Here is a 20,203-nt window from a genome sequence, read left to right on the forward strand (position 1 = left end):
GCCGCCGGTCCATCCTATTGATGACCGGCGGCAACATGGTCATTCACTCATAACGCGCACGTCGCGGCATTCGTTTCCGCTGGAGTTTTGCCTACAGCGAAATATGACGGCGCGGTGTCGGCCTCAGCCGGTGAAGGGCGGGACGAACTCGCACGGAACCGGGGCGCCACGGGCCGGATCCAGGGCGTTGAGGACGTATCCGGCCGCTCGGGGGCTGCCCGCGATGGCCATGTGCTCGGAGTAGTCCTGGGCGCAGCCGTCCTGGACGACATGCGCGGTGGCGTTCGGTCCGGGGACCAGGCCGGAGGTGTACGGGACGACCAGTTCGTCGAGCACGGTGACGACATTGGTGTAGGTGACCGACGGCGCGTAGACCCCGTCGGCGTTGAGGGCGGTCATGAACGGCGAACCGGTCAGCATCTGCCCGCACGCCTGACACAGCGACGTGGCGACCGCGTCGAAGGCCGGGCCCGCGCCCAGCGCACGGCTGAAGGCGGCGATATCGCCCGCTCCCGCCGCGTTGGTGCCCAGCCAGGGCGGGGCGATGGCGGCGAACCTGTCGACCTTCTGGGCGCCGCCCAGGCGCTTGATGTAGTAGTTGCCCACGATGTTGCCCTGCGAATGGGCGACGAAGTCGACCCGCTCGGCGCCGGTGCTCGCGAGCACCCGGTCGACGAAGGCCGCCACCTCGGCCGCGCTCTGCTCGATCGGACGCATGCCGCCGATGGCCGTGATCGGCCAGGGTAGCGGGTAGGCGCCGTAGGTGAGCGCGAAGACGCAGTAGCCCTCGTTGGCCAGCAGCGGCGCGTAGACACCCCAGTTGGTCTGGGCGGCGCCGCCGGTGCCGTGCAGCAGGACCACCGGATTCGGATGCGCGGCCGAGGGCACGCAGCCGAAGTCGTTGGAGCCGGGCAGCGAGCCGCCGGGATTGGTCAGTTCCGGCCCGATGCCGCCGAAGAAGTTGTAATCCACCGGGTACTCGGCGGCCGCCTGGCCAGCACCGCCCACCCAGCCCAGCACCGCGGCAGCGGCGACGACCAGCAACGATCGAGTCCTGCGTCGCATCTACGACCCCCATCACTAGAACGTGTTCCACACATGATGGAACACGTTCCAGTAATTCCGTGGCGCTACCGGCGGGTAATCAGCGCGCGAAGGCGGATTGTGTCTGGGACACCGCCGGGGCGGCCTCGGACCGGCCCTGCTGCACGCCCGCCGCGAACAGCGCGCCGCACAGCACCAGGAACGCCGCGGTGTGCAGCACCGCGCGCACGATGTTCCAGCGCACCCAGCTCGCCTCGAAGTCCGCGCGCACCGCGGCGAGGTCGGCGATGGACGACGGGTCGCCCGCCGCGGCGAGCGCGTCGTTGAGCGGGACGTTCAGCGCGGCGGTGACGGCGAAGGCGATCACATTGAGCGCCAAGGCGATCCCGATCCAGATCAGCGTGGACCGGTGCTCGGCGCCGAGGCTGACCGCGGCGGCCAGCGCGGTGAAACCGACCGTACCGAGGAACCCGATCATGAACCAGGGGTTGATGATCACCACATTGATCTTCTGCATGACGTCGATCAGCGTGCGGGCGTCGGTGCGGGCCAGCGCGGGCATCACCGAGATGGCGTAGGCGTAGAAGACCCCGGCGATCAACCCGGTGCTCAGCAGTGCGAAAACGATGGCGGACAACCGGATCGCGTACATTTCAGGCTCCTGACTCCCGATCGCGGAGCGGCGAATCCGTGCTCCGGCGTTGAGATCAGTCAACCGTGGATCGACTCGCGCCGACATCGTCGAGACGCTCGCGCACCTACGCGAGCGTCGCGCTCACAGGTCGTGGTCGGAGATCATCCCGCTCTGCATGGCCAGCGCGGCCAGGCGGGTGCGTTTCTGGTTCTGCGGCAGATTCTCCACGCCGAACTTCGCGAAAAGGGCACGCAGGTGGGTCTTGATCGCGTCGATCGAGAGGAACAATTCCTCGGCGATCTGCTGGTTGGAGGCCGGGGTGGCGAATCCGGTGCCGTGTTTGTACGGCCGACACAGGGCGACCAGGACCGCGCGCTGGGTATCGGTGAGCGAGCGCATGGTGGGAATGGCCGCGGCGGCGGCATGGGTGGCGTCGTCGACCACACCACCGAAATCGAAGAAATGCACCAGGGTGGTGCCCACGCGAATGCGGTCGCCGGGGCTCAGGCGGCGACGCCCGATCAACCGTTCGCCGTTGACGAAGGTGCCGTTACGGGACAGGCCGTCGTCGATGATGGTCCAGTGGGTACCGAGGTGCTCGATGGCGGCGTGCAGACGCGAGACCTCGGCGTCCCAGCCGAGCACGAGATCGGCCTGGACGTTGCGACCGATGGTGAAGCGCTGCCGAGCCGGGACGAGCGGCAGTTCGTGCTGCCGACCGGTGTCGTCGGTATACCGCAGGAACGAACTGGCTGCTTCGGTCACTGTGTCTCGATACCTTACCTACCTCGGAGGCCCCCTTCAGCCCACCCATTCTATCTCCCGGCCTGCCCGAACCCGGATCACGCTGTCCACCAGCGGCTTCCGGGGACGCCTGAGGGGCCGATTCCGGGCAGGTGAGCTGCGGTGGAATCGGCCCCTCGGGCGCGGAGACGTGGCGCGACGAGCGCCGGTCGGCTAGTTCTTGCCGACCTCTTTGTTGTAGGCCTCGGTGATGTCGGCCGAGATGCGGCCACGGGCCGAGACCTTGTGGCCCTTGCGGCGGGCCCATTCGCGAATGGCGGCGCTCTGCTCGCGGTCCATGGAAACGCGGCTCTTGCCCTGCGGCGCGGGCGCACCGGCGGCCTTCACCCGGCGACGGCCACTCACGCGACGGGCGTTGGCGACCCACTCGTCCAGGCCCTCACGCAGACGCGCCGCATTTGCCTCCGACAGATCGATCTCGTACGAGACCCCATCGAGTGCGAACTCGATGGTCTCGTCCGCGATGGACTCACCGTCGACATCGTCGATCAGGCTAACGGTGACCTTCTTTGCCATGAGATGAACGTCCTCTCGAAATCGTCAAGCCTGCCTCCAGGCCGAATACCCGAGGCAAGAATACCCCGAAATGCGAAATTTCCAACACGAGACCTTCGCCCCGCAAATTGACTGGTCAGCGACTAGTCGGACGCACAATCGGGAACAGGATCGTTTCCCGGATTCCCAAACCGGTGAGTGCCATCAACAAGCGATCGATTCCCATACCGGTTCCGGTGGTCGGCGGCATGCCGTGTTCCATCGCGGCGAGGAAGTCTTCGTCGAGCACCATCGCCTCATCGTCACCCGCCGCGGCGAGCCTCGCCTGGTCGACGAAGCGTTCCCGCTGGATCACGGGGTCGACCAACTCCGAATAGCCGGTGGCCAACTCGAAGCCGCGGACATACAGATCCCACTTCTCGGTAACCCCGGACTCGGTGCGATGCTGACGCGTCAGCGGAGAAGTCTCGACCGGGAAGTCGCGCACGAAAGTCGGTGCGTAGAGCTTGTCACCATAGGCATGTTCCCACAGTTCTTCGACCAGTTTGCCGTGACCGTAGCCCTTGCCCGCGGGAATTTCCAGACCTACCCGATCAGCGAGCGCGAGCAATTCTTCGACAGTGGTTTCCGGAGTGACCTCGACACCGATCGACTCCGACAGCGAGGGATACATCTCGACCGTCGTCCACTCGCCACCGAGATCGTATTCCGTGCCGTCGGCGAGGGTCACCAGCAGGGTCCCGAAAGCCTCCTGCGCGACTTCCTGGATCAATTCCCGGATCATCACCGCCGAGGTGTCGTAGGTGCCGTAGGCCTCGTAGGTTTCCAGCATCGCGAACTCGGGCGAATGGGTCGAGTCGGCGCCTTCGTTGCGGAAGTTCCGGTTGATCTCGAAGACCTTCTCCAGGCCGCCGACCACACAGCGCTTGAGGAACAGTTCCGGCGCGATGCGCAGGAAAAGGTCCATGTCCAGGGCATTGGAGTGGGTGACGAACGGGCGCGCGGCGGCGCCGCCGTGGATGGTCTGCAGCATCGGGGTCTCGACCTCGAGGAAACCGCGGCGCTCGAGCGCGGCCCGCAGCGCGCGCACCACGTTCACCCGGGTGCGGGCCATCTCCCTGGCCTCCGGACGCACGATCAGGTCGACATAGCGCTGCCGGACCCGCGACTCCTCGTTCATCTCCTTGTGTGCCACCGGCAGCGGGCGCAGCGACTTGGCCGCCATCGACCAGGACTGCGCCATCACGCTCAATTCCCCGGTGCGCGAGGAGATGACCTCACCCTCCACGAAGACGAAGTCGCCGAGGTCCACATCGGACTTCCAGGCGGCCAGCGAATCGGCCCCGACACCGTTGAGGCTGATCATCGCCTGCAGCTTGGTGCCGTCGCCCTCCTGGAGGGTGGCGAAACACAGCTTGCCGGTATTGCGCACGAAAATGACGCGGCCCGCGACACCGACCCGCAGACCGGTCTGGGTGTCGGGTTCGAGATCGGGGTAGGCGGCCCGAATTTCGGCCAGGGTGTGCGTGCGCGGCACCACCACCGGATAGGCCTCACCCCCCTCGGCTAGCAGCCGTTCCCGCTTGTCCCGGCGAATCCGCATCTGCTCGGGGACATCACTGTCCACGGCGGAACTGACGGCGCGGCCGGTCTCGGCGGGGTTAGGGGTACTCACATCCGATAACAGTAGCTTGCGCCGAAAATGGATTCGCGCGGTCCCCGCACAAACTTCCCGGTCACCGCCCATCGCCGCGCCCATTCCCCCGCCCGATGCAACCCACGTCACACAACGGAAACACAGCTCCGCGCCGACGGTGCCTGAAACAGCACGCGGACAACACAACTCACCCCGCCACCCGGAAGACGCGGGGAGCGGGGTGCGAAGGTGGGACTAGAGCGAGGCCAATGCGTCCACTTCGCGGGCGAAGTGCGGGACGCCGACGCCGACGGTGAGCATTCCGGCGGACTTCAAAGCCTGGTATCCGCCGATGAGATCGGTGGCGCGGTGCAAACCGAGCTGCTGGAGCGAGGACGCGGCCAAACTCGAGGTGTAGCCCTCCGAGCAGAAGATGATCCATTCCACGTCGTGGTCCACCGCCAGTGACAGGCGGGCCGAGGAGGTGGGGTCCAGGCGCCATTCCAGCACATTGCGTTCGATCACCAGCGCGCCCGGCAGCGCGCCTTCGCGCACACGCTGGGCGGCGGGACGGATGTCGACCAGAATCGCGCCCCTGGCCAATGCGGCGGGCACGTCGTAGACATAGAGCCGGTGTAGATCCGCGCGGGCGTTCTCGAGCATCTGATCAATCGTCAAACGACTCATCACAGGTCACCTTCGGGCTGGTCGGTGAGGACGGTTTTGGTGCGCCGCAGGGTGCCGTGACCGGTCACCTCGTAATACGACATCGCCGACAACGGCGGGGAATAGGCGTGCACGCTGAGCGTGGGATCGAGCGGGCCGACGGATTCCGCGGCGGCGGGCGCGCGCACCACGTCGTGCACCCAACCGATCGGGAACGACGCCTGATCACCCGCGGCGAGGGTGCGCCTGCGCAGTTCCGAACCGTTCCAGCGGAATTCCGAGAGCGCGCCGCTGAGCACGGTGAGCGCGCCGAGCGAACCGGCGTGGTCGTGCAGGTCGGTGGACTTACCGGGGGTCCAGCTGATCAGCCAGACGTCGACCTCGTCGTCGTGCAGCAGGCGGGTGGCCCAGCGCTGCTCGGTGGGCCAGATGCCGTCGGCCGGTAACAGGTGGTCGTAGCGACCGGCGAGGACGTCTTCGGCTCCCTCGTCGGTCAGGCGCAGCAGGTCGGCCGGACGCAGGCGGGTCGGCAGGGCCGAGGCGACCGCGCGGTCGAGCGGGGGCGTCGCGGAGAAGCTGTCGCGCGCAGAGGAAAGGGAAAGAACAGAGGAACGCATGAGCGCATCTCCAGAAGGTGTGGATCGGTCGAGGGGAAAACGTCAGCCTCGAACGGTCGAGGCAGGTCAGCCTCGACAACACTCCTGGGTGCTCACACGGAAATACACAAGCGTGAGTTTAGCAGGTCATGATCAGCGGAGTCGATCATGACCTGTGTCTCACTTCTTGTTGCGCTCATAGACGTGCCGTAGACCGGTCAGCGTCAGATGCGGCTCGTGGGAATCGATCGTCTCCGATTCCGGGACGATGAGCGGGGCGCCCGCGCCGGTGCCGACCACGGTGACATCGCTCCCGGCGAAGGCGTCGAATTCGTCGCGGATGCGGTCGATCAGACCGTCCACCAGGCCCGCGAAGCCGAAGACGGCACCGGACTGCATGCACTCCATGCTGTTCTTGCCCAGCACCGAGCGGGGGCGGGTGAGTTCCACACGCCGCAGCGCGCTGCGCTCGACCAGCGCCTCGGTGGCGATCTCCACGCCGGGCGCGATCACCCCGCCGAGGAACTCGCCCTTGGCCGAGACCAGGTCGACGCAGATGGCGGTGCCGAAATCGACCACGATCGCCGGGCCGCCGAACTGGCGGTAGGCGGCCAGACAGTTGACGATGCGGTCGGCGCCGACCTCCTTGGGGTTGTCCACCAGCAGCGGGATGCCGGTGCGCACACCGGGTTCCACCAGCACGTGCGGCACGTGCGCCCAGTAGCGCGCGAGCATGGTGCGCAGTTCGCGCAGCACCGGCGGCACGGTCGACAGCGCCGAGACGCCGATGACCTGGTCGAGCTCGTCACCGACCAGGCCGCGCACCTGCATGGCGAACTCGTCGGCGGTGAGCAGCGGGTTGGTGTGCACGCGCCAGTGGCGCACCAGTTTCGCGTGGTCTCCGGAGCCGGAGATCAGGCCCAGTTCGATCCCGGTGTTGCGGACATCGATCGTCAGCAGCATCTCGCGACCCCCGCCGCGCTCAGGCGAACGACAGCGAGCGCGGGGAGGTGAGCCCGGAGCCCTCGGGGGCGTGGGCCGGGTCGGACCCGAGTTCGACCGGGCGGTTGCGCTCGTCGACGAAGACCACCTTGGGGTCGTAGGCGCGCAGCTCGGCCTCGTCCAGCTGGCCGTAGGCGATGAGGATGACCAGGTCGCCGGGGTGCACGAGATGGGCGGCGGCGCCGTTGATCCCGATCACGCCCGAACCGCGCTCACCGGCGATCACATAGGTCTCCAGGCGGGCGCCGTTGTCGATGTCGACGATGCAGACCTGCTCGCCCTCGAGCAGATCGGCGGCGTCGAGCAGGTCCTGGTCGACGGTCACCGAGCCGACGTAGTGCAGGTCGGCGTGGGTCACCGTGGCACGGTGGATCTTGGACTTCATCATGGTGCGCAACATCGTCGTCGCCTTTCTCAGAGCGCCTGGGTGGCAGGCAGGGAGTTCGCGTCGGGGTGTCCGTCGATCTGGGCGCCGAGGACGATCGGGGCGTTGTCGATCAGACGGGTGTCGCCGACCTTGGCCGCGACGAGGAGACGGGCATTGCCCGCGGTGGGCGCCGGGCCCAGGTTGGCATCGCGCAGTTCGAGGTAGTCCAGGGCCAGGCCGTCGACCGCGTCGAGCACGGCGTGCGCGGCGGCCAGCACGGCCTCGCCACCCAGACCGGCGGCGTGCCTGCCCGCGGCCAGGGCGGCCGAGAGGGCGAGTGCGGTGTCGCGCTGCTCGGCGGTGAGGTAGCGGTTGCGCGAGGACAGCGCCAGGCCGTCGGCCTCGCGCACCGTCGGATAGGCGACGATCTTGGCCTCGAGGTTCAGATCGCGCACCATCTGACGGATCAGGGTGAGCTGCTGGTAGTCCTTCTCGCCGAAGTACGCCTCGGAGGCGTGGGCGATATCGAGCAGCTTGGCGACGACGGTGAGCATTCCGGCGAAGTGGGTCGGCCTGCTACCACCCTCGAGCTCGGCGCCCAGCGGGCCCGGCTGGATGGTGGTGCGCGGCCCCTCGGGGTACATGTCGTGAGCCGAGGGGGCGAACACCAGGTCGACGCCCTCGTTGCGCAGCAGCTCGAGATCGGAGTCGAGGGTGCGCGGGTAGGCGTCGAGATCCTCGCCAGCGCCGAACTGCAGCGGGTTGACGAAGATCGACACGATCACCACCTGGTTGGCCAGTTTCGCCTGGCGGACCAGCTGCAGGTGACCCTCGTGCAGGGCGCCCATGGTGGGCACGAAGCCGATCGTGCGACCGGCCCCGCGCAGCGCCTTGGCCACGGTCGAGAGCACCTCGGGGCTGTGGTGCACGGTGAGCGCGCCGGGCTTGTACGCGCCGGTGGCTCGGGCCCCGCCCTGGTGGTAGTGCACTTCTCGGGGTTCCATCAGTGGCCTTTCTCGGCGAGCAGGTCCAGCAGTGCCGGATTGGTCTTGGCGAGTTCGGCGGTGCGCAGCGACAGGGCGCGGTAGACCTCGCCCAGGCGTGCGTCCACCGACTCGAAGGCGCGCAGATGCGCGGCCACCGCGTCGACGTCACCGCGCGCGACCGGACCGGTCAGCGCGGCGGGGCCCCGGCGCAGCGCGTTGTCCAGCGCGGCCGAGACGAGCGGGGCGAGCAGCCGTTCGGGCAGGCCGCCGGGTTGGTCGTCGATCACGGGCTGCCCGAGCAGGCCCGGCCCGGCCAGCGCCTCGCGCAGCGCGGCGACCGCGTCGACGATGACGGTGACCAGATGATTGGCGCCGTGCGCGAGGGCGGCGTGATAGAGCGTGCGCTGTTCCTCGGCCACCCGCACCGGCTCGCCACCCATCTCGATCACCAGCGCCTGGGCGATGGCGTAACCGATCTCGTCGGCGGCGGTGACGCCGAAGCAGGCATTGGCCAGGCGGTCGATGTCCTCGTCGTGGCCGGTGAAGGTCATCGCGGGGTGGATGGCCAGGCCGAGAGCGCCCTGGTCGGTCAGCGGCCGCAGCACGGCGATGCCGTTGGCGCCGGAGGTGTGCGCCACGATGGTGCCCGGGCGCACGACACCGGCACTCGCCAGACCGCGGACCAGTCCGGCCAGCTCGGCATCCGGGACCGCGAGCAGCAGCAACTCGCTGCGGCGGGCGATCTCCTCCACCGGCAGCACGGGTGATTCGGGCAGCCGCGTCCGCGCCCGGTGCACCGAGGCATCGGAGATCGCGGCGACACCGAAGACCACATGTCCGGCTCGCTCGAGCGCGACACCCAGGGCCGAACCCACCCGTCCCGCCGAGACGATTCCCACCGTCAGCCGTGCGGGCGCGGGGTCCAGACCCACGTTCGCGCCATCGGAATTGACACTTCTCGAGGTCAACATTGTCCTCTCGATTCGCGTTCCAGTCCCGCGGGGCGGGTACCGGACGTTACGCATCGAGAATAGAGGGCGACCGGTCTCGACCGCCACGGGCCGTGCCCGTGATCTATCTCTCGGGGCTCAGGAGCGCGAGGACTCCGATTCGAGGTTGGCCATGATGTCGGCCACCGACAGGCGGGGCGAGCCCTCGGCTTCGGCGCGGCGACGTCGGCGGGAGCTGGTGCCGACGGTCGGACCGGCGGGCGTGGTGGTGGCGGACTCGTCCGGCGCGGACGCGACGTCGGCGGAGGACTCCGGCGCGTGGTCGGACGGGCTGGCCGTGGGCGTGGCGTCGGCCGGGGTCGCGGGTTCCTGGCCGGGGGCCGCGTCGAGGCCGTCGGCACCGACCTGACGGGTGTGCGGGGCGGACAGGCGCGGCGGGGGCGTCTTGCCGGAACCGGCGGCCGGGGCGGGCGCGACGAACGGCGAATCGGTGGCCGCGGCCTGCTGGGACTGCTGGGCCTCGGCGTAGTCGTCCAGCGAGACGGCGGAGGTCTCGGCGGTGACCGGATCGTCGTACGGGTCGGCGAAATTGGCCGCGACGGGCTGCATGAAGACCGGTTTCAGTGCGCTGGGCGGTTGCTGCCACGGGCCGAACCAGGCCGCATTGGCATCCACCGGGCTATCGTCGAAATCCGGCTCGATGTCGTCGAAGGCGTCGAAACTGCCCGCGGGCAGGGCATCGATGCGCACGGCGTCGGCCTGCAGGGCCACCTGCTCGTCGGGCAGGGCGCCGTCGAAGAGAACCTGCAGGTTCTGGCGCAGCAGGGTCAGCTCGGCGCGCAGCGCGGCGATCTCGGTGGCGTCGGCACCCACCTCCGCGCGCACCCGCGCCTCCACACCCATCTCGTATTCGCGGCGCGCGTTGATCTCGCGTTCGAGCTGCAACTCGTAGACGGTCTGCAGATCACGAACCTTCGCCTTGTCGACGGCCGCGTCCTTGCGGTAGCGGGTGGCCGCGAGCGCGCCGATCACCGCCGCCCACAGGGCCGCTACCAGGCCGATCCGGACGTATTGCACGTTCTCGCTGAAGATCAGGAAAACGCTGGCCGTCAGGCCGAGCAGGAGGAGGGCGCCGATGAAGAGCTTTCCCGCGTCGTCCCGCCGTCGACGGGGCGTGGTGCTACGGGAGGGTGAAACCATGGTGGCCAGGGTAGCCGGGAATCGCTGGTCGGCGCACCGTTGTGGCCGGTGGTTCCGTTCGGAAGTTGCTAAGTGGTAGCCGGTTCGTCCGGTGGGTCCTCCGGCGCGCGGCAGCAGTACTCCAGCCAGAATGCCGCAGCAACCAGGGCAGAACCGGCCACCAGGCCGACGAAGGCGCCGGGGACGTCGGCCGCCGCGGCGGTCACCGTGTCGCGCTGTGGGAAGACCCACAGCAGGAACCCGAGCCACACACCCGCCGCCAGCGAACCCACCTGCAACGATGCCTTCGCCAACGCGGCCAGCCGTGCCACATTGATCGGGTGCACCTCACCCTGCCCGTCACCGACCTTCTCCTCGGCGATCTTGGCCTTGATGACGAACCCCAGCGCGGCCTCGATCGCGGCCACCGGCAGCAGCGAGGCGCCCGCGGCCACCGAGATCGGCGGGAAGGCGGAGTAGGCGACGCGGGTGCCGATCCAGGCCACCGCGGCGGCCAGCACCACGTTGAGCGCGAGGTCGAGCAGCCGGGTGGGTTTCAGCACGCGCGGGCGCTCTCGTCGGTCAGCGCGAGGTCGGTACGACGCACTCCGGCGCGTTCGGCGGGGTCGAGCGCGGCGAGCAGGTCGGCGATCGGGGTCGGGGTGCCCGCCACGGGCAGGGTGGCGTCGGGCTGCGCGGCCAGCCACGGGACGAGCACGAAGGCGCGGTGGTGTGCCTGCGGGTGCGGCAGGATCAGCGCGGGATCGGTATCGCGCACGATCGGGGCGCCGGTGGCATCGGTGCAGGTGATGACGTCGACATCGAGCGTGCGGGCGCCCCAGCGCACTTCGCGCACCCGCCCGGCGGCCTGCTCGAGGTCCTGGCCGAAGCGCAGCCAGGCGTAGTCGTCGAAGGCCGGGTCCTCGACGACGAGCACCGCGTTGAGGTAGTCGTCCTGGTCGACCCCGCCCCACGGCGCGGTGGTGTACACCGGCGAGGCCGTCACCAGCCGCTCCCCCAGCGCGTCGACCACGCCGCGCAGCCGCGCCAGGCGGTCATCCAGGTTCGCGCCGATCGAGAGCACCGCGCGAGTCATCGGCGCTGCTCCGGGGAATGGGTGCGGTAGCGGGTGGCCACCACGCGCACGTCGGCGAAGGTGTGCGGGATGGGCGCCGACGGCTTGTGCACGACGGCCTCCACGGCCTCGATGCGCGGGTCGGTCATCACGTCGTCGGCGATCTCGGAGACCACCGTCTCGATCAGATCGCGCGGTTCCCCGGCGACGATGCGGACCGCGCGCTCGGCCAGGGCGCCGTAGTCGACGGTGTCGGCCAGGTCGTCGGAGGCGGCGGCCGCGGCGAAATCGACCCACACCGTCAGGTCGACGACGAACTCCTGGCCGTCGCGGCGCTCGAAATCGAACACGCCGTGCCTGCCGAACACGCGCAGTCCGCGCAGTTCGATGCGCGAGGTCGCGGCGCGACCGGCGGGCGGGGGCAGCAGCGGTGAGTTCATCGGGTGGCTCCTCGGGCTGCGGTGGCGCGACGCCACGTGTCGACGACGGCGATGGCGTCCAGCGAGGCGCGCACATCGTGCACGCGCACGCCCCACGCGCCCTGGGTCGCGGCGATGGCCGAGACCGCGGCGGTGGCGGTCTCCCGGCCCGCGGGCGGACGCGGGCCCGACGCGTCGGCCAGCAGCGCGCCGAGGAACCGTTTGCGGGAGGCGCCGATCAGGATGGGCAGGCCGTCGGCGACGAATTCCGGCAGCGCGGCCAGCAGTTCCCAGTTGTGTTCGGCGTTCTTGGCGAAGCCGAGGCCGGGATCGAGGATCAGCTTGTCCGCGGCGACGCCCGCGGCGACGGCCATCTCGACCTGGGCGGCCAGTTCGGCGCGCACCTCGGCGACCACGTCGTCGTAGTGGTCGGCGGGGCCGGTGTGGCGGTAGTCGGCGCTCGCGCGCCAGTGCATGAGGATCCACGGCACGTCGGCGTCGGCGACGACCTTCACCATGTCCGGGTCGGCCCGGCCGCCGGAGACGTCGTTGACCACGGCCGCCCCCGCCGCCAGGGCCGCCTCGGCGACCTCGGCGCGCATGGTGTCGACGCTGGTCGGCACGCCCGCGGCGACCAGGCCGCGGATCACCGGAACGACCCGCGCGGCCTCGGTGGCCGGGTCCACCCGGTCAGCACCCGGCCGGGTGGACTCGCCACCCACATCGACGATGTCGGCGCCCGCCGCGTACAGCTCGACACCGTGCGCGATCGCCAGCTCCGGGTCCAGATACCGGCCGCCGTCGGAGAAGGAATCCCCGGTCACGTTGACCACGCCCATGACCACACAGGAGCGGTCACCGCGCGCGATCACGCCGGTTTCGCTCATTTGCGCAGGATGAGGTCCAGCGCCTCGGAGCGCGAGGCGGCGTTGGTCTGCAGCAGGCCGCGCACCGCCGAGGTGGTGGTGCTCGCGCCGGGCTTGCGGATACCGCGCATGGCCATGCACAGATGCTCGGCCTCGACCACCACGATGGCCCCGCGCGGCTCCAGCCTGCGCATCACCGCGTCGGCGATCTGGCTGGTCAGCCGCTCCTGCACCTGCGGGCGCTTGGCGTAGAGGTCGACCACGCGGGCCAGCTTGGACAGCCCGGTCACCCGACCGTGCGGGCCGGGGATGTAGCCCACGTGCGCGACGCCGTGGAAGGACACCAGGTGGTGCTCGCAGGTGGAGTACATGGGGATGTCACGCACCAGCACCAGTTCCTGGTGACCCTCGTCGAAGGTGGTGGCCAGCACCTCGTCGGGCTCGGTGTAGAGCCCGGCGAACATCTCCTTGTAGGCGCGGGCCACCCGGGCGGGGGTGTCGAGCAGACCGGGACGGTCGGGGTCCTCTCCGACGGCGAGCAGCAGTTCGCGCACCGCCGCCTCGGCCCGTTCCTGGTCGAACGCACGGCCGGTCGCCAGTGCCGTCAGCCGCGACGGGCTCGTCGCGCCGAGCTCGCCAGCGGAATCGGCGCTCGACCCGTTACCAGACAACTTCTCCGCACCTCCACATGTCGACGCCGGTTCTGCTCCGGCATCCGACGATCGAGCGTAGTTGGCCACCGGTCAGCGGCGGCCGTTCGGCCCTTCCCAGTCGTTGTTCTCCGGCTCGGTACCGGGCGCGGGCTGCTCACCCCAGGCCCCCTGATGCCGGGGCTGCTGCTCGGGCGGAGCCCAGGCACTGCCCTGGTTGGGCGGCGGGGCCTGCGGCTGCGGTGGTTGCTGCTGCTGCGGCTCCTCGCGCGGTGGCCAGCCCGGCGCCGACCACCCGGCCGGGGCGCCGTAGTCGGGCCGCGAACCGTGGGTGCCGGACTGGCGCGGGAACGCCTGGGTCGGCGCGCTGGGCAGCGGGTAGCCGGACGCGGGCGGCGCGGGCTGGTACTGCGGCGGCGCCGGATGACCGTTGGCGGGCTCGAGCGGCGCACCGGCGGGCACCGGCGCTGGCTGCACCGGCGGCCACGGCTCGCCGCGCTCGGCGGCCAGCTCACCCGGCGTCTTCACCGGCGGCTTGTCCGAGGGCAGCCGGTCACCGAAATCGTTGAACGCGGTGATGCGCGGGCGCTTCTCGACCCCGGCCAGAATGGTCTCGAGATCCTTGCGGTGCAGGGTCTCGCGCTCGAGCAGGGCCGTGGCCAGCGCGTCGAGCTGCTCGCGGTACTCGCTCAGGATCGACCACGCCTCGGTGTGCGCGGCCTCGATCAGGTTGCGCACCTCCTCGTCGATCTCGCGGGCGACCTCGTGCGAGTAGTCGGCCTGCGTGCCCATCGAGCGTCCGAGGAACGGGTCGCCCTGCTCCTGGCCGTAGCGCACCGCGCCCAGGCGCGCGCTCATGCCGTACTCGGTGACCATGCCGCGCGCGATCTTGGTGGCCTGGTCGATATCGGAGGACGCGCCGGTGGTCGGCTCGTGGAACACCAGTTCCTCGGCCGCGCGGCCACCCATGGCGAACACCAGCCGAGAGATCATCTCCGAGCGGGTCATCAGGCCCTTGTCGTCCTCGGGCACGGTCATGGCGTGACCGCCGGTGCGGCCGCGCGCCAGGATGGTGACCTTGTAGACGGGCTCGATATCGGGCATCGCCCACGCGGCGAGGGTGTGGCCACCCTCGTGGTAGGCGGTGATCTTCTTCTCGTGCTCGCTGATGATGCGGCTCTTGCGGCGCGGACCACCGATGACACGGTCGACCGACTCCTCCAGCGATTCGCCGGTGATCAGCTGACCGTTCTCGCGCGCGGTGAGCAGCGCGGCCTCGTTGATGACATTGGCCAGGTCGGCGCCGGACATGCCGACGGTGCGCTTGGCCAGACCCTCGAGATCGGCGTCGGGCGCGATCGGCTTGCCCTGCGAGTGCACCCGCAGGATGGCGCGGCGACCGGCCAGGTCCGGATTGCCGACCGGGATCTGCCGGTCGAAGCGGCCGGGACGCAGCAGCGCCGGGTCGAGGATGTCGGGCCGGTTGGTGGCCGCGATCAGGATGATGTTGGTGCGGTCGCCGAAGCCGTCCATCTCGACGAGCAGCTGGTTGAGCGTCTGCTCGCGCTCGTCGTGACCACCGCCGAGACCGGCGCCACGCTGGCGGCCGACAGCGTCGATCTCGTCGACGAAGATGATGCAGGGGCTGTTCTGCTTGGCCTGCTCGAACAGGTCGCGCACCCGCGAGGCGCCGACACCGACGAACATCTCGACGAAGTCCGAACCGGAGATGGTGAAGAACGGCACGCCCGCCTCACCGGCGACCGCGCGGGCCAGCAGCGTCTTACCGGTTCCGGGCGGGCCGTAGAGCAGCACGCCCTTGGGGATCTTCGCGCCGAGGGCCTGGTAGCGCGAGGGGTTCTGGAGGAAGTCCTTGATCTCGTAGAGCTCCTCGACCGCCTCGTCGGCACCGGCCACATCGGCGAAGGTGGTCTTGGGCATGTCCTTGGACAGCATCTTGGCCTTGGACTTGCCGAAGCCCATCATCCCGCCGCGACCGCCGCCCTGCATGCGCGACATCACGAACAGGAACAGGCCCACCAGCAGCACCATCGGCACGATGAACAGCAGCAGCTGCGAGAGCCAGCTCTCCTGCTTGACGACCGTGTCGTACTTCGCGCCGGACTGCTTGACCGCGTCGAAGATCTGCGCCGAGGTCTCCCCGCCGCCCGGATACTTGGCGACGATCTTGGTGTTGTTGTTCGTCGCGTCGTTGCCGTTGTTCAGTTCGATACGGAGCTGCTGCTCCTTGTCATCGATCTGGACATTCTTGACATTGGCTTTGTCGTTCAGCTGGCTGAGCGCCACGGAAGTGTCGACACTCTCCCAGCCGCGCGTGTCATCGCTGAGAAAGCTGAACAGCCAGATCATGAGCAGGATGCCCGAGATGATCGCCAAAGTGCGAAACACTGTCTTGCGGTTCATAGAGCGTCGGCCGGACGGCCCAGTCCTTTCCGGTTATTTCTCCGGGTGTGCCTAGCGAAGCGTCGAGATGGCGGGTTTCGGATGCGGACATGCCACGTTACCGCGTACGGTCTAGTTCGATACATCGCGCAGTTCGGCTGCTGGTGCAGTTGCACTGGTCAACGCCCGGAGAACGCCAGAGGTTCCCCAACGCTCCGGGCTGGTTGTGGCAAGTGGCCACAATCATGGCATGCCCGCCCTATCGTGGGCGACGACACAACTACAGCGCAGGGGGTACGGACATCGTCGAGCTACGAACACCCACAGCGATTCTGCGCCACGGCCGAGGGCGGCTCACCGTCCTGCGACCGGGTACCGACGGCGAACGGGTTCTCGACGTTCCCATCGCCGACCTGCTCAAAGTACGGCTCAACCGCCGTGCCGACGACGCGGTGGTCATCGAGATCTACCTGCGTTATCCCACCCCGGTCCTCACCGGCGTGCCCGCCGACCGTACCCCGCTGCCGGTCCTGATCGCCGAGCACGACGTGCCCGCCGCGCTGGGCATCGTGGACCGGATCAACGACCAGATCATGGCTACCCAGCGCATCGACGTGGCCGCCCCCGACCTCACCCCGCCCGCGCCAGAATGGGGCAAGTCCGGGCCCACCCGCGCCGATGTGGAGCGCGCGGTGCGTCGGATGGCCCCGCGCAAGGAGGCGCGTTCGGCGATCACCGCGCTCAACCGGTATGTCACCCCGGACGAATACGTCCTGGAGACGGCCATCGCGGCGGCCGCGCCCCCGGCGGGCTCTGGCACCGGTCTGCTCGCGGCCACCACCACCCGGCTGCTGTTCGTCTCGGTCGGCTCCGGCGAGCGCTACGCCCACGAGCTGCCGGTTCCGGCGATCCTGGGCGCCCGCACGGTCGAGGGTGCGCGCACCGCGCCCGGGGAGATCGACACCAGGCACGGCGGGTCGGGCATGGACGTCAACGACGGCAACCGCACCCTGCACTTCGCGGGCGTCGACCGGGCCGATACCGAGCGCGTCACCTGCGCGGTGAACTTCGCCGTGCGCAGGCAGGCCGCCGACGGCGCCGCCGGACCCGCCGATCCGGGCGTCTCGCAGCTCTACGCCGAGTGGGAGCTACTGGTCGAGCGGCACTCGCTGGGCATGGTCGACGACACCCAGTTCCAGCGCTACGGCCGCGGCATCCTGCGCAGCCTGTAGGGCTCAGTTCGGTTCGGGCGCTTCGGCTTCGGCCTTCTGCTCGGGCTCGTTGAGTTCGATGCGGCGCCACGGGCTGGTCGGGCGGGTCCACAGCCGCAGCAGTTCCATCCGCCGGTCGACGCCGCCGTTCTTGAGTTCGGCGAGGTCTTCGGTGGCCTGCCAGTAGGTCCAGCCGGTGAGGTAGGCGTCGCCGAACTGGCGCCAGTTGCGGTAGCGGCGCTGCGCGGGGGCCAGCGCGCGCATGGCGTACTCCCAGGCCACGTCGGCGTCGATGTACCCGGCGGTGAACGCCATGCGGGCCACCGCGACCACGCGGGCCAGGTCCCAGGCGTGGATGTCGTTGGGCAGCGGCCGGGCGAGATGGTCGGTGAAGCCGATCTTGATGGCCTGGGCCCAGATGTCGTAGTCGCGCACCAGCGCTTCGGGGTTGTCCATGCCGCGGAAGGAGCCGACCTGGCGCAGGAAGGCGCGGTGCCGGTCGGCGCGCTCGCCGAAGCGGTCGCGTTCGCTGGCGTTGATCGAGGCCGTCACCAGGGGGTGCACCAGCGCATAGAGCGGGGCGTGCATGCCCTCGAGCAGCTGTTCCATGGAGGCGCGGGCCTCGGTGCCGTCGGTGATGCCCCAGGCGCCGGTGAGGGTGTCGATGGCCAGTTCGCGGCGGTCACCGAGGGGATGTTCGCGTTCGGGGCCCAGCAGCATCGCGTCGTGGAAGGCGTCCCAGCGGGTGGAGTAGAAGGCGCCCAGCGACAGGGCGCGCAGTTCGTCGTCGCTGACACCGGCGCCCGACCAGTGGTCTTCTTCGCGTTCGTCCAGTTCCGGGTAGGGAAAAGTGGTCAGCGCTGGTACTCCCCGAGCAGGCATGCGGCCGAGTCTAGTGCGGTGGCCGCCATCACGGGCGGACAGCGATCCCGGGTGCGTCACGAGATTTTCAGATCGAGGCATTCTTGCCCTGACGTGAGATGCCCCACAGGTCTATGGTTCTGACATGTGTAGAAACATCACCGTCTTGCGTGGTCTGGAGCCTGCCGCCACCGAGCAGGAGATCTACGCTGCCGCCTTGCAGTACGTGCGCAAAGTCGGCGGCATCTCCGGGCTGAGCAGCACCACCAAGCCCGCCGTCGACAAAGCCGTCGCCGCCATCGCCGCGGCCACGACGACCCTGCTCGCCGAACTCCCCGACCGGCGTGTCCCGCCGCCCACCGAGCCACCCCTGCGCCGGATCGCGGCCAGGGACGCGGCCGCGGGCGAGGGTACGGCCGCGCGGTAGCGGATCCGGCTCCCCAGGTCCCGGCGTCATCGGCGTCGGGGCGCATCACGATGTCCCTGTTGTCGCCGCGCCAATTGTGCGACGCTGAGGGAAGGTGAACTGATTCACACAACGCAGTGGGGAGCACGACAGTGACCGATATCGACCAGACCGCCTCGGTGATCGAGGTTCGCAATCCCGCGACCGGTGCCATGTCCGGCACCGTGCCGGACACCTCACCCGACGACGTGGCCGCCGCGGTCCGGGAACTGCGCCTCTACCAGCCCGAATGGGAAACCATCGGCCCCGAGGGCCGCAAGCGGTGGCTGCTGAAACTGCAGGACTGGCTCATCGACAACACCGAGCACTTGGCCGAGGTGCTGCAGTCGGAGACGGCCAAACCGCGCGTGGACGCGCTCATCGATCCGGCTTTCGCCGTCGACCTGCTCGGCTATTACGCGCGCCGCGCTGGCAAGTTCCTCGCCGACGACCACCCCTCCCCGCACAGCCCGCTGGCCAGGGTGAAGACCCTCACCGTGGCCTACCGGCCGTACCAGGTGGTCGGCGTGATCACGCCGTGGAACTTCCCGCTGGCCATGCCCGCGATCGACGTGTTCCCCGCGCTGGCCGCCGGTGCCGCGGTGATTCTCAAGCCGTCCGAGGTCACCCCGCTCTCGGCGGTGGAACTGGCGCGTGGCTGGGCCGAGATCGGCGCGCCGCCGGTGTTCAAGGTGGTCACCGGGGCGGGAGCCACCGGCGGGGCCGTGGTCGACAACGCCGACTACATCCAGTTCACCGGCTCGACCGCGACCGGCCGCAAGATCGCCGCCACCTGCGCCGAGCGGATGGTCCCCTACAGCCTGGAGCTGGGCGGCAAGGACCCGGCGATCGTGTTGGCCGACGCCGATATCGACCGGGCCGCGCACGGCATCGCCTTCGGCGGCATGTTCAACGCCGGTCAGGTGTGCATCTCGGTCGAGCGGGTCTATGTGGAGGCGCCGGTCTACGACGAGTTCGTCGAGAAGCTGACCGCGGCGGTGGCCGCGCTGCGCCAGGGCGCCGACGGGCGCGAGTCCAAACACGATGTGGGCGCGCTGGCCAACGAGAACCAGGTGCGCATCGTGCAGCGCCACGTCGACGAGGCGGTGGCCGCGGGCGCTCGGGTGACCACCGGCGGCAAGCGCACCGGCGTCGGCACCTTCTTCGAGCCGACCGTGCTGGTGGACGTGGACCATTCGATGTCGTGCGTGGCCGAGGAGACCTTCGGTCCGACCCTGCCGGTGATGAAGGTGGCCGACGAGGCCGAAGCCGTCCGGCTGGCCAACGACTCCATCTACGGGCTGTCGGCCTCGGTGTGGACCGGTGACAAGAGCCGGGGCGAGCGGGTGGCCCGCCAGCTGAACGCGGGCGCGGTGAATATCAACGACGTGTTCGCCAACCTGTTCAACTTCGCCATGCCCATGGGCGGGTGGGGCCTGTCCGGGGTCGGCGCGCGCTGGGGCGGGGCCAACGGCGTGCGCAAGTACTGCCGCGCCCAGGCCATGACCAAGCCCAAGCTGCCCACCATGGGCAAGGAGCTGTTCTGGTACCCGTACGACATGAACAAGCTCGTGGTCGCGGTCGCCGCGATGCGGGCGGCGGGGGCCCGTGGACTGCGCCGCGTCGACCTGCCGAGCGTCTGGCGGCTCAAGAGCGGTAAGTAGCAACGGATTCCGGCTGCGGCGGAGGTCTCTGTCGCGGTCGGATTCCGCGCGCCGAAACCTCTTGGTGACCAATATCACTCCCCTAACCGGTCCAGGCCCCTGAACCCTGGCCGACGAGCGTTTTCGGACCCCGCCGTCATCGTCGCGGCACAGCCCACAGCCAGGCACGACGTGTGAACCCCGCCTCGATGGTGCGACGCACCATGCCAGGCCATATGCTGTGCGATACCAACCTGGTGACTGTTTTGAT

General features: G+C 69.3%; 22 protein-coding genes. 3 read left to right on the forward strand and 19 right to left on the reverse strand.

The window, feature by feature from the left end; genetic code table 11:
• Positions 1-123: 123 nt before the first annotated feature.
• From QC180_RS00520 to ftsH, 18 genes are all read right to left on the reverse strand, one after another.
• Complete coding sequence (locus QC180_RS00520; RefSeq protein WP_278260548.1) at positions 124-1,065, reverse strand: esterase/lipase family protein; 942 nt, start codon at positions 1,063-1,065, stop codon at positions 124-126.
• Between the two features lie 79 nt (positions 1,066-1,144).
• The gene (locus QC180_RS00525) at positions 1,145-1,696 is read right to left on the reverse strand and encodes an anthrone oxygenase family protein (protein WP_278260549.1); all 552 of its coding nucleotides are present in this window, start codon (positions 1,694-1,696) and stop codon (positions 1,145-1,147) included.
• 123 nt (positions 1,697-1,819) lie between these two features.
• Positions 1,820-2,443, reverse strand: coding sequence for an FHA domain-containing protein (locus QC180_RS00530; RefSeq protein WP_474646367.1), 624 nt, complete (start codon positions 2,441-2,443; stop codon positions 1,820-1,822).
• Positions 2,444-2,635: 192 nt separating this feature from the next.
• Positions 2,636-2,998, reverse strand: coding sequence for a histone-like nucleoid-structuring protein Lsr2 (locus QC180_RS00535; protein ID WP_278260550.1), 363 nt, complete (start codon positions 2,996-2,998; stop codon positions 2,636-2,638).
• A 115-nt stretch (positions 2,999-3,113) separates the two neighbouring features.
• Positions 3,114-4,580 carry a lysine--tRNA ligase gene (lysS, locus tag QC180_RS00540; protein ID WP_278261159.1) on the reverse strand — a complete coding sequence of 489 codons (1,467 nt, stop codon included), beginning with the start codon at positions 4,578-4,580 and terminating at the stop codon, positions 3,114-3,116.
• Positions 4,581-4,868: 288 nt separating this feature from the next.
• Entirely contained in the window at positions 4,869-5,291 is a 423-nt protein-coding gene (locus tag QC180_RS00545) for a rhodanese-like domain-containing protein (RefSeq protein ID WP_278261160.1), read from the reverse strand.
• Between the two features lie 8 nt (positions 5,292-5,299).
• A complete protein-coding gene (locus tag QC180_RS00550; protein WP_278260551.1) occupies positions 5,300-5,896 on the reverse strand; it encodes a cysteine dioxygenase in 597 nt (198 codons plus the stop codon).
• 159 nt (positions 5,897-6,055) lie between these two features.
• Entirely contained in the window at positions 6,056-6,838 is a 783-nt protein-coding gene (locus QC180_RS00555) for a type III pantothenate kinase (RefSeq protein ID WP_278260552.1), read from the reverse strand.
• Positions 6,839-6,857: 19 nt separating this feature from the next.
• Positions 6,858-7,277, reverse strand: a complete 420-nt coding sequence (panD, locus tag QC180_RS00560) for an aspartate 1-decarboxylase (protein WP_278260553.1) — start codon at positions 7,275-7,277, stop codon at positions 6,858-6,860.
• Between the two features lie 14 nt (positions 7,278-7,291).
• Positions 7,292-8,248, reverse strand: a complete 957-nt coding sequence (panC, locus tag QC180_RS00565) for a pantoate--beta-alanine ligase (RefSeq protein WP_278260554.1) — start codon at positions 8,246-8,248, stop codon at positions 7,292-7,294.
• Positions 8,248-9,201 (reverse strand): Rossmann-like and DUF2520 domain-containing protein, encoded by a 954-nt coding sequence (locus QC180_RS00570; protein ID WP_474646368.1) that lies wholly within the window; start codon positions 9,199-9,201, stop codon positions 8,248-8,250. The genes panC and QC180_RS00570 overlap by 1 nt, the downstream gene beginning before the upstream one ends.
• 117 nt (positions 9,202-9,318) lie before the next feature.
• A complete protein-coding gene (locus tag QC180_RS00575) occupies positions 9,319-10,380 on the reverse strand; it encodes a DUF6779 domain-containing protein (RefSeq protein ID WP_278260556.1) in 1,062 nt (353 codons plus the stop codon).
• Positions 10,381-10,448: 68 nt separating this feature from the next.
• On the reverse strand, positions 10,449-10,922 hold the full coding sequence (locus tag QC180_RS00580; RefSeq protein WP_278260557.1) for a DUF3180 domain-containing protein: 474 nt from the start codon (positions 10,920-10,922) through the stop codon (positions 10,449-10,451).
• Positions 10,916-11,455 carry a 2-amino-4-hydroxy-6-hydroxymethyldihydropteridine diphosphokinase gene (gene folK / locus QC180_RS00585; protein WP_278260558.1) on the reverse strand — a complete coding sequence of 180 codons (540 nt, stop codon included), beginning with the start codon at positions 11,453-11,455 and terminating at the stop codon, positions 10,916-10,918. The genes QC180_RS00580 and folK overlap by 7 nt, the downstream gene beginning before the upstream one ends.
• Positions 11,452-11,874, reverse strand: coding sequence for a dihydroneopterin aldolase (gene folB / locus QC180_RS00590; RefSeq protein WP_278260559.1), 423 nt, complete (start codon positions 11,872-11,874; stop codon positions 11,452-11,454). Before folB ends, folK begins: the two co-directional genes overlap by 4 nt.
• Entirely contained in the window at positions 11,871-12,740 is an 870-nt protein-coding gene (folP, locus tag QC180_RS00595) for a dihydropteroate synthase (protein WP_278260560.1), read from the reverse strand. Before folP ends, folB begins: the two co-directional genes overlap by 4 nt.
• Positions 12,737-13,327 carry a GTP cyclohydrolase I FolE gene (folE, locus tag QC180_RS00600; RefSeq protein WP_278261161.1) on the reverse strand — a complete coding sequence of 197 codons (591 nt, stop codon included), beginning with the start codon at positions 13,325-13,327 and terminating at the stop codon, positions 12,737-12,739. The genes folP and folE overlap by 4 nt, the downstream gene beginning before the upstream one ends.
• A 135-nt stretch (positions 13,328-13,462) precedes the next feature.
• The gene (gene ftsH, locus QC180_RS00605; RefSeq protein ID WP_278260561.1) at positions 13,463-15,793 is read right to left on the reverse strand and encodes an ATP-dependent zinc metalloprotease FtsH; all 2,331 of its coding nucleotides are present in this window, start codon (positions 15,791-15,793) and stop codon (positions 13,463-13,465) included.
• Between the two features lie 224 nt (positions 15,794-16,017).
• Here ftsH and QC180_RS00610 point away from each other — a divergent pair, with 224 nt between their 5' ends.
• The gene (locus tag QC180_RS00610) at positions 16,018-17,004 is read left to right on the forward strand and encodes a hypothetical protein (protein ID WP_278260562.1); all 987 of its coding nucleotides are present in this window, start codon (positions 16,018-16,020) and stop codon (positions 17,002-17,004) included.
• A gap of 3 nt (positions 17,005-17,007) precedes the next feature.
• On the opposite strand, the gene QC180_RS00615 is transcribed toward QC180_RS00610, so the two are convergent.
• Positions 17,008-17,865 (reverse strand): DUF1266 domain-containing protein, encoded by an 858-nt coding sequence (locus QC180_RS00615; RefSeq protein WP_278260563.1) that lies wholly within the window; start codon positions 17,863-17,865, stop codon positions 17,008-17,010.
• 124 nt (positions 17,866-17,989) lie between these two features.
• Here QC180_RS00615 and QC180_RS00620 point away from each other — a divergent pair, with 124 nt between their 5' ends.
• Both QC180_RS00620 and QC180_RS00625 read left to right on the forward strand, forming a co-directional pair.
• A complete protein-coding gene (locus QC180_RS00620) occupies positions 17,990-18,271 on the forward strand; it encodes a DUF2277 domain-containing protein (protein WP_278260564.1) in 282 nt (93 codons plus the stop codon).
• Between the two features lie 131 nt (positions 18,272-18,402).
• Positions 18,403-19,953 (forward strand): aldehyde dehydrogenase family protein, encoded by a 1,551-nt coding sequence (locus tag QC180_RS00625; RefSeq protein ID WP_278260565.1) that lies wholly within the window; start codon positions 18,403-18,405, stop codon positions 19,951-19,953.
• Positions 19,954-20,203 lie beyond the last annotated feature (250 nt).

Origin of the sequence: Nocardia anocheti, from assembly GCF_029675105.1 — a bacterium.
Taxonomy (GTDB): Bacteria; Actinomycetota; Actinomycetes; order Mycobacteriales; family Mycobacteriaceae; genus Nocardia.

Bases quoted from the DNA above. Each gene is read 5' to 3' on its own strand.
- folK (WP_278260558.1), bottom strand. From the start codon at position 11,455: ATGACTCGCGCGGTGCTCTCGATCGGCGCGAACCTGGATGACCGCCTG.
- QC180_RS00555 (WP_278260552.1), bottom strand. From the start codon at position 6,838: ATGCTGCTGACGATCGATGTCCGCAACACCGGGATCGAACTGGGCCTG.
- QC180_RS00525 (WP_278260549.1), bottom strand. From the start codon at position 1,696: ATGTACGCGATCCGGTTGTCCGCCATCGTTTTCGCACTGCTGAGCACC.
- QC180_RS00615 (WP_278260563.1), bottom strand. From the start codon at position 17,865: ATGCCTGCTCGGGGAGTACCAGCGCTGACCACTTTTCCCTACCCGGAA.
- panD (WP_278260553.1), bottom strand. From the start codon at position 7,277: ATGTTGCGCACCATGATGAAGTCCAAGATCCACCGTGCCACGGTGACC.
- panC (WP_278260554.1), bottom strand. From the start codon at position 8,248: ATGGAACCCCGAGAAGTGCACTACCACCAGGGCGGGGCCCGAGCCACC.
- folP (WP_278260560.1), bottom strand. From the start codon at position 12,740: ATGAGCGAAACCGGCGTGATCGCGCGCGGTGACCGCTCCTGTGTGGTC.
- lysS (WP_278261159.1), bottom strand. From the start codon at position 4,580: ATGCGGATTCGCCGGGACAAGCGGGAACGGCTGCTAGCCGAGGGGGGT.
- QC180_RS00620 (WP_278260564.1), top strand. From the start codon at position 17,990: ATGTGTAGAAACATCACCGTCTTGCGTGGTCTGGAGCCTGCCGCCACC.
- QC180_RS00535 (WP_278260550.1), bottom strand. From the start codon at position 2,998: ATGGCAAAGAAGGTCACCGTTAGCCTGATCGACGATGTCGACGGTGAG.
- QC180_RS00520 (WP_278260548.1), bottom strand. From the start codon at position 1,065: ATGCGACGCAGGACTCGATCGTTGCTGGTCGTCGCCGCTGCCGCGGTG.
- QC180_RS00570 (WP_474646368.1), bottom strand. From the start codon at position 9,201: ATGTTGACCTCGAGAAGTGTCAATTCCGATGGCGCGAACGTGGGTCTG.
- ftsH (WP_278260561.1), bottom strand. From the start codon at position 15,793: ATGAACCGCAAGACAGTGTTTCGCACTTTGGCGATCATCTCGGGCATC.
- QC180_RS00610 (WP_278260562.1), top strand. From the start codon at position 16,018: ATGGCATGCCCGCCCTATCGTGGGCGACGACACAACTACAGCGCAGGG.
- QC180_RS00550 (WP_278260551.1), bottom strand. From the start codon at position 5,896: ATGCGTTCCTCTGTTCTTTCCCTTTCCTCTGCGCGCGACAGCTTCTCC.
- QC180_RS00575 (WP_278260556.1), bottom strand. From the start codon at position 10,380: ATGGTTTCACCCTCCCGTAGCACCACGCCCCGTCGACGGCGGGACGAC.
- folB (WP_278260559.1), bottom strand. From the start codon at position 11,874: ATGAACTCACCGCTGCTGCCCCCGCCCGCCGGTCGCGCCGCGACCTCG.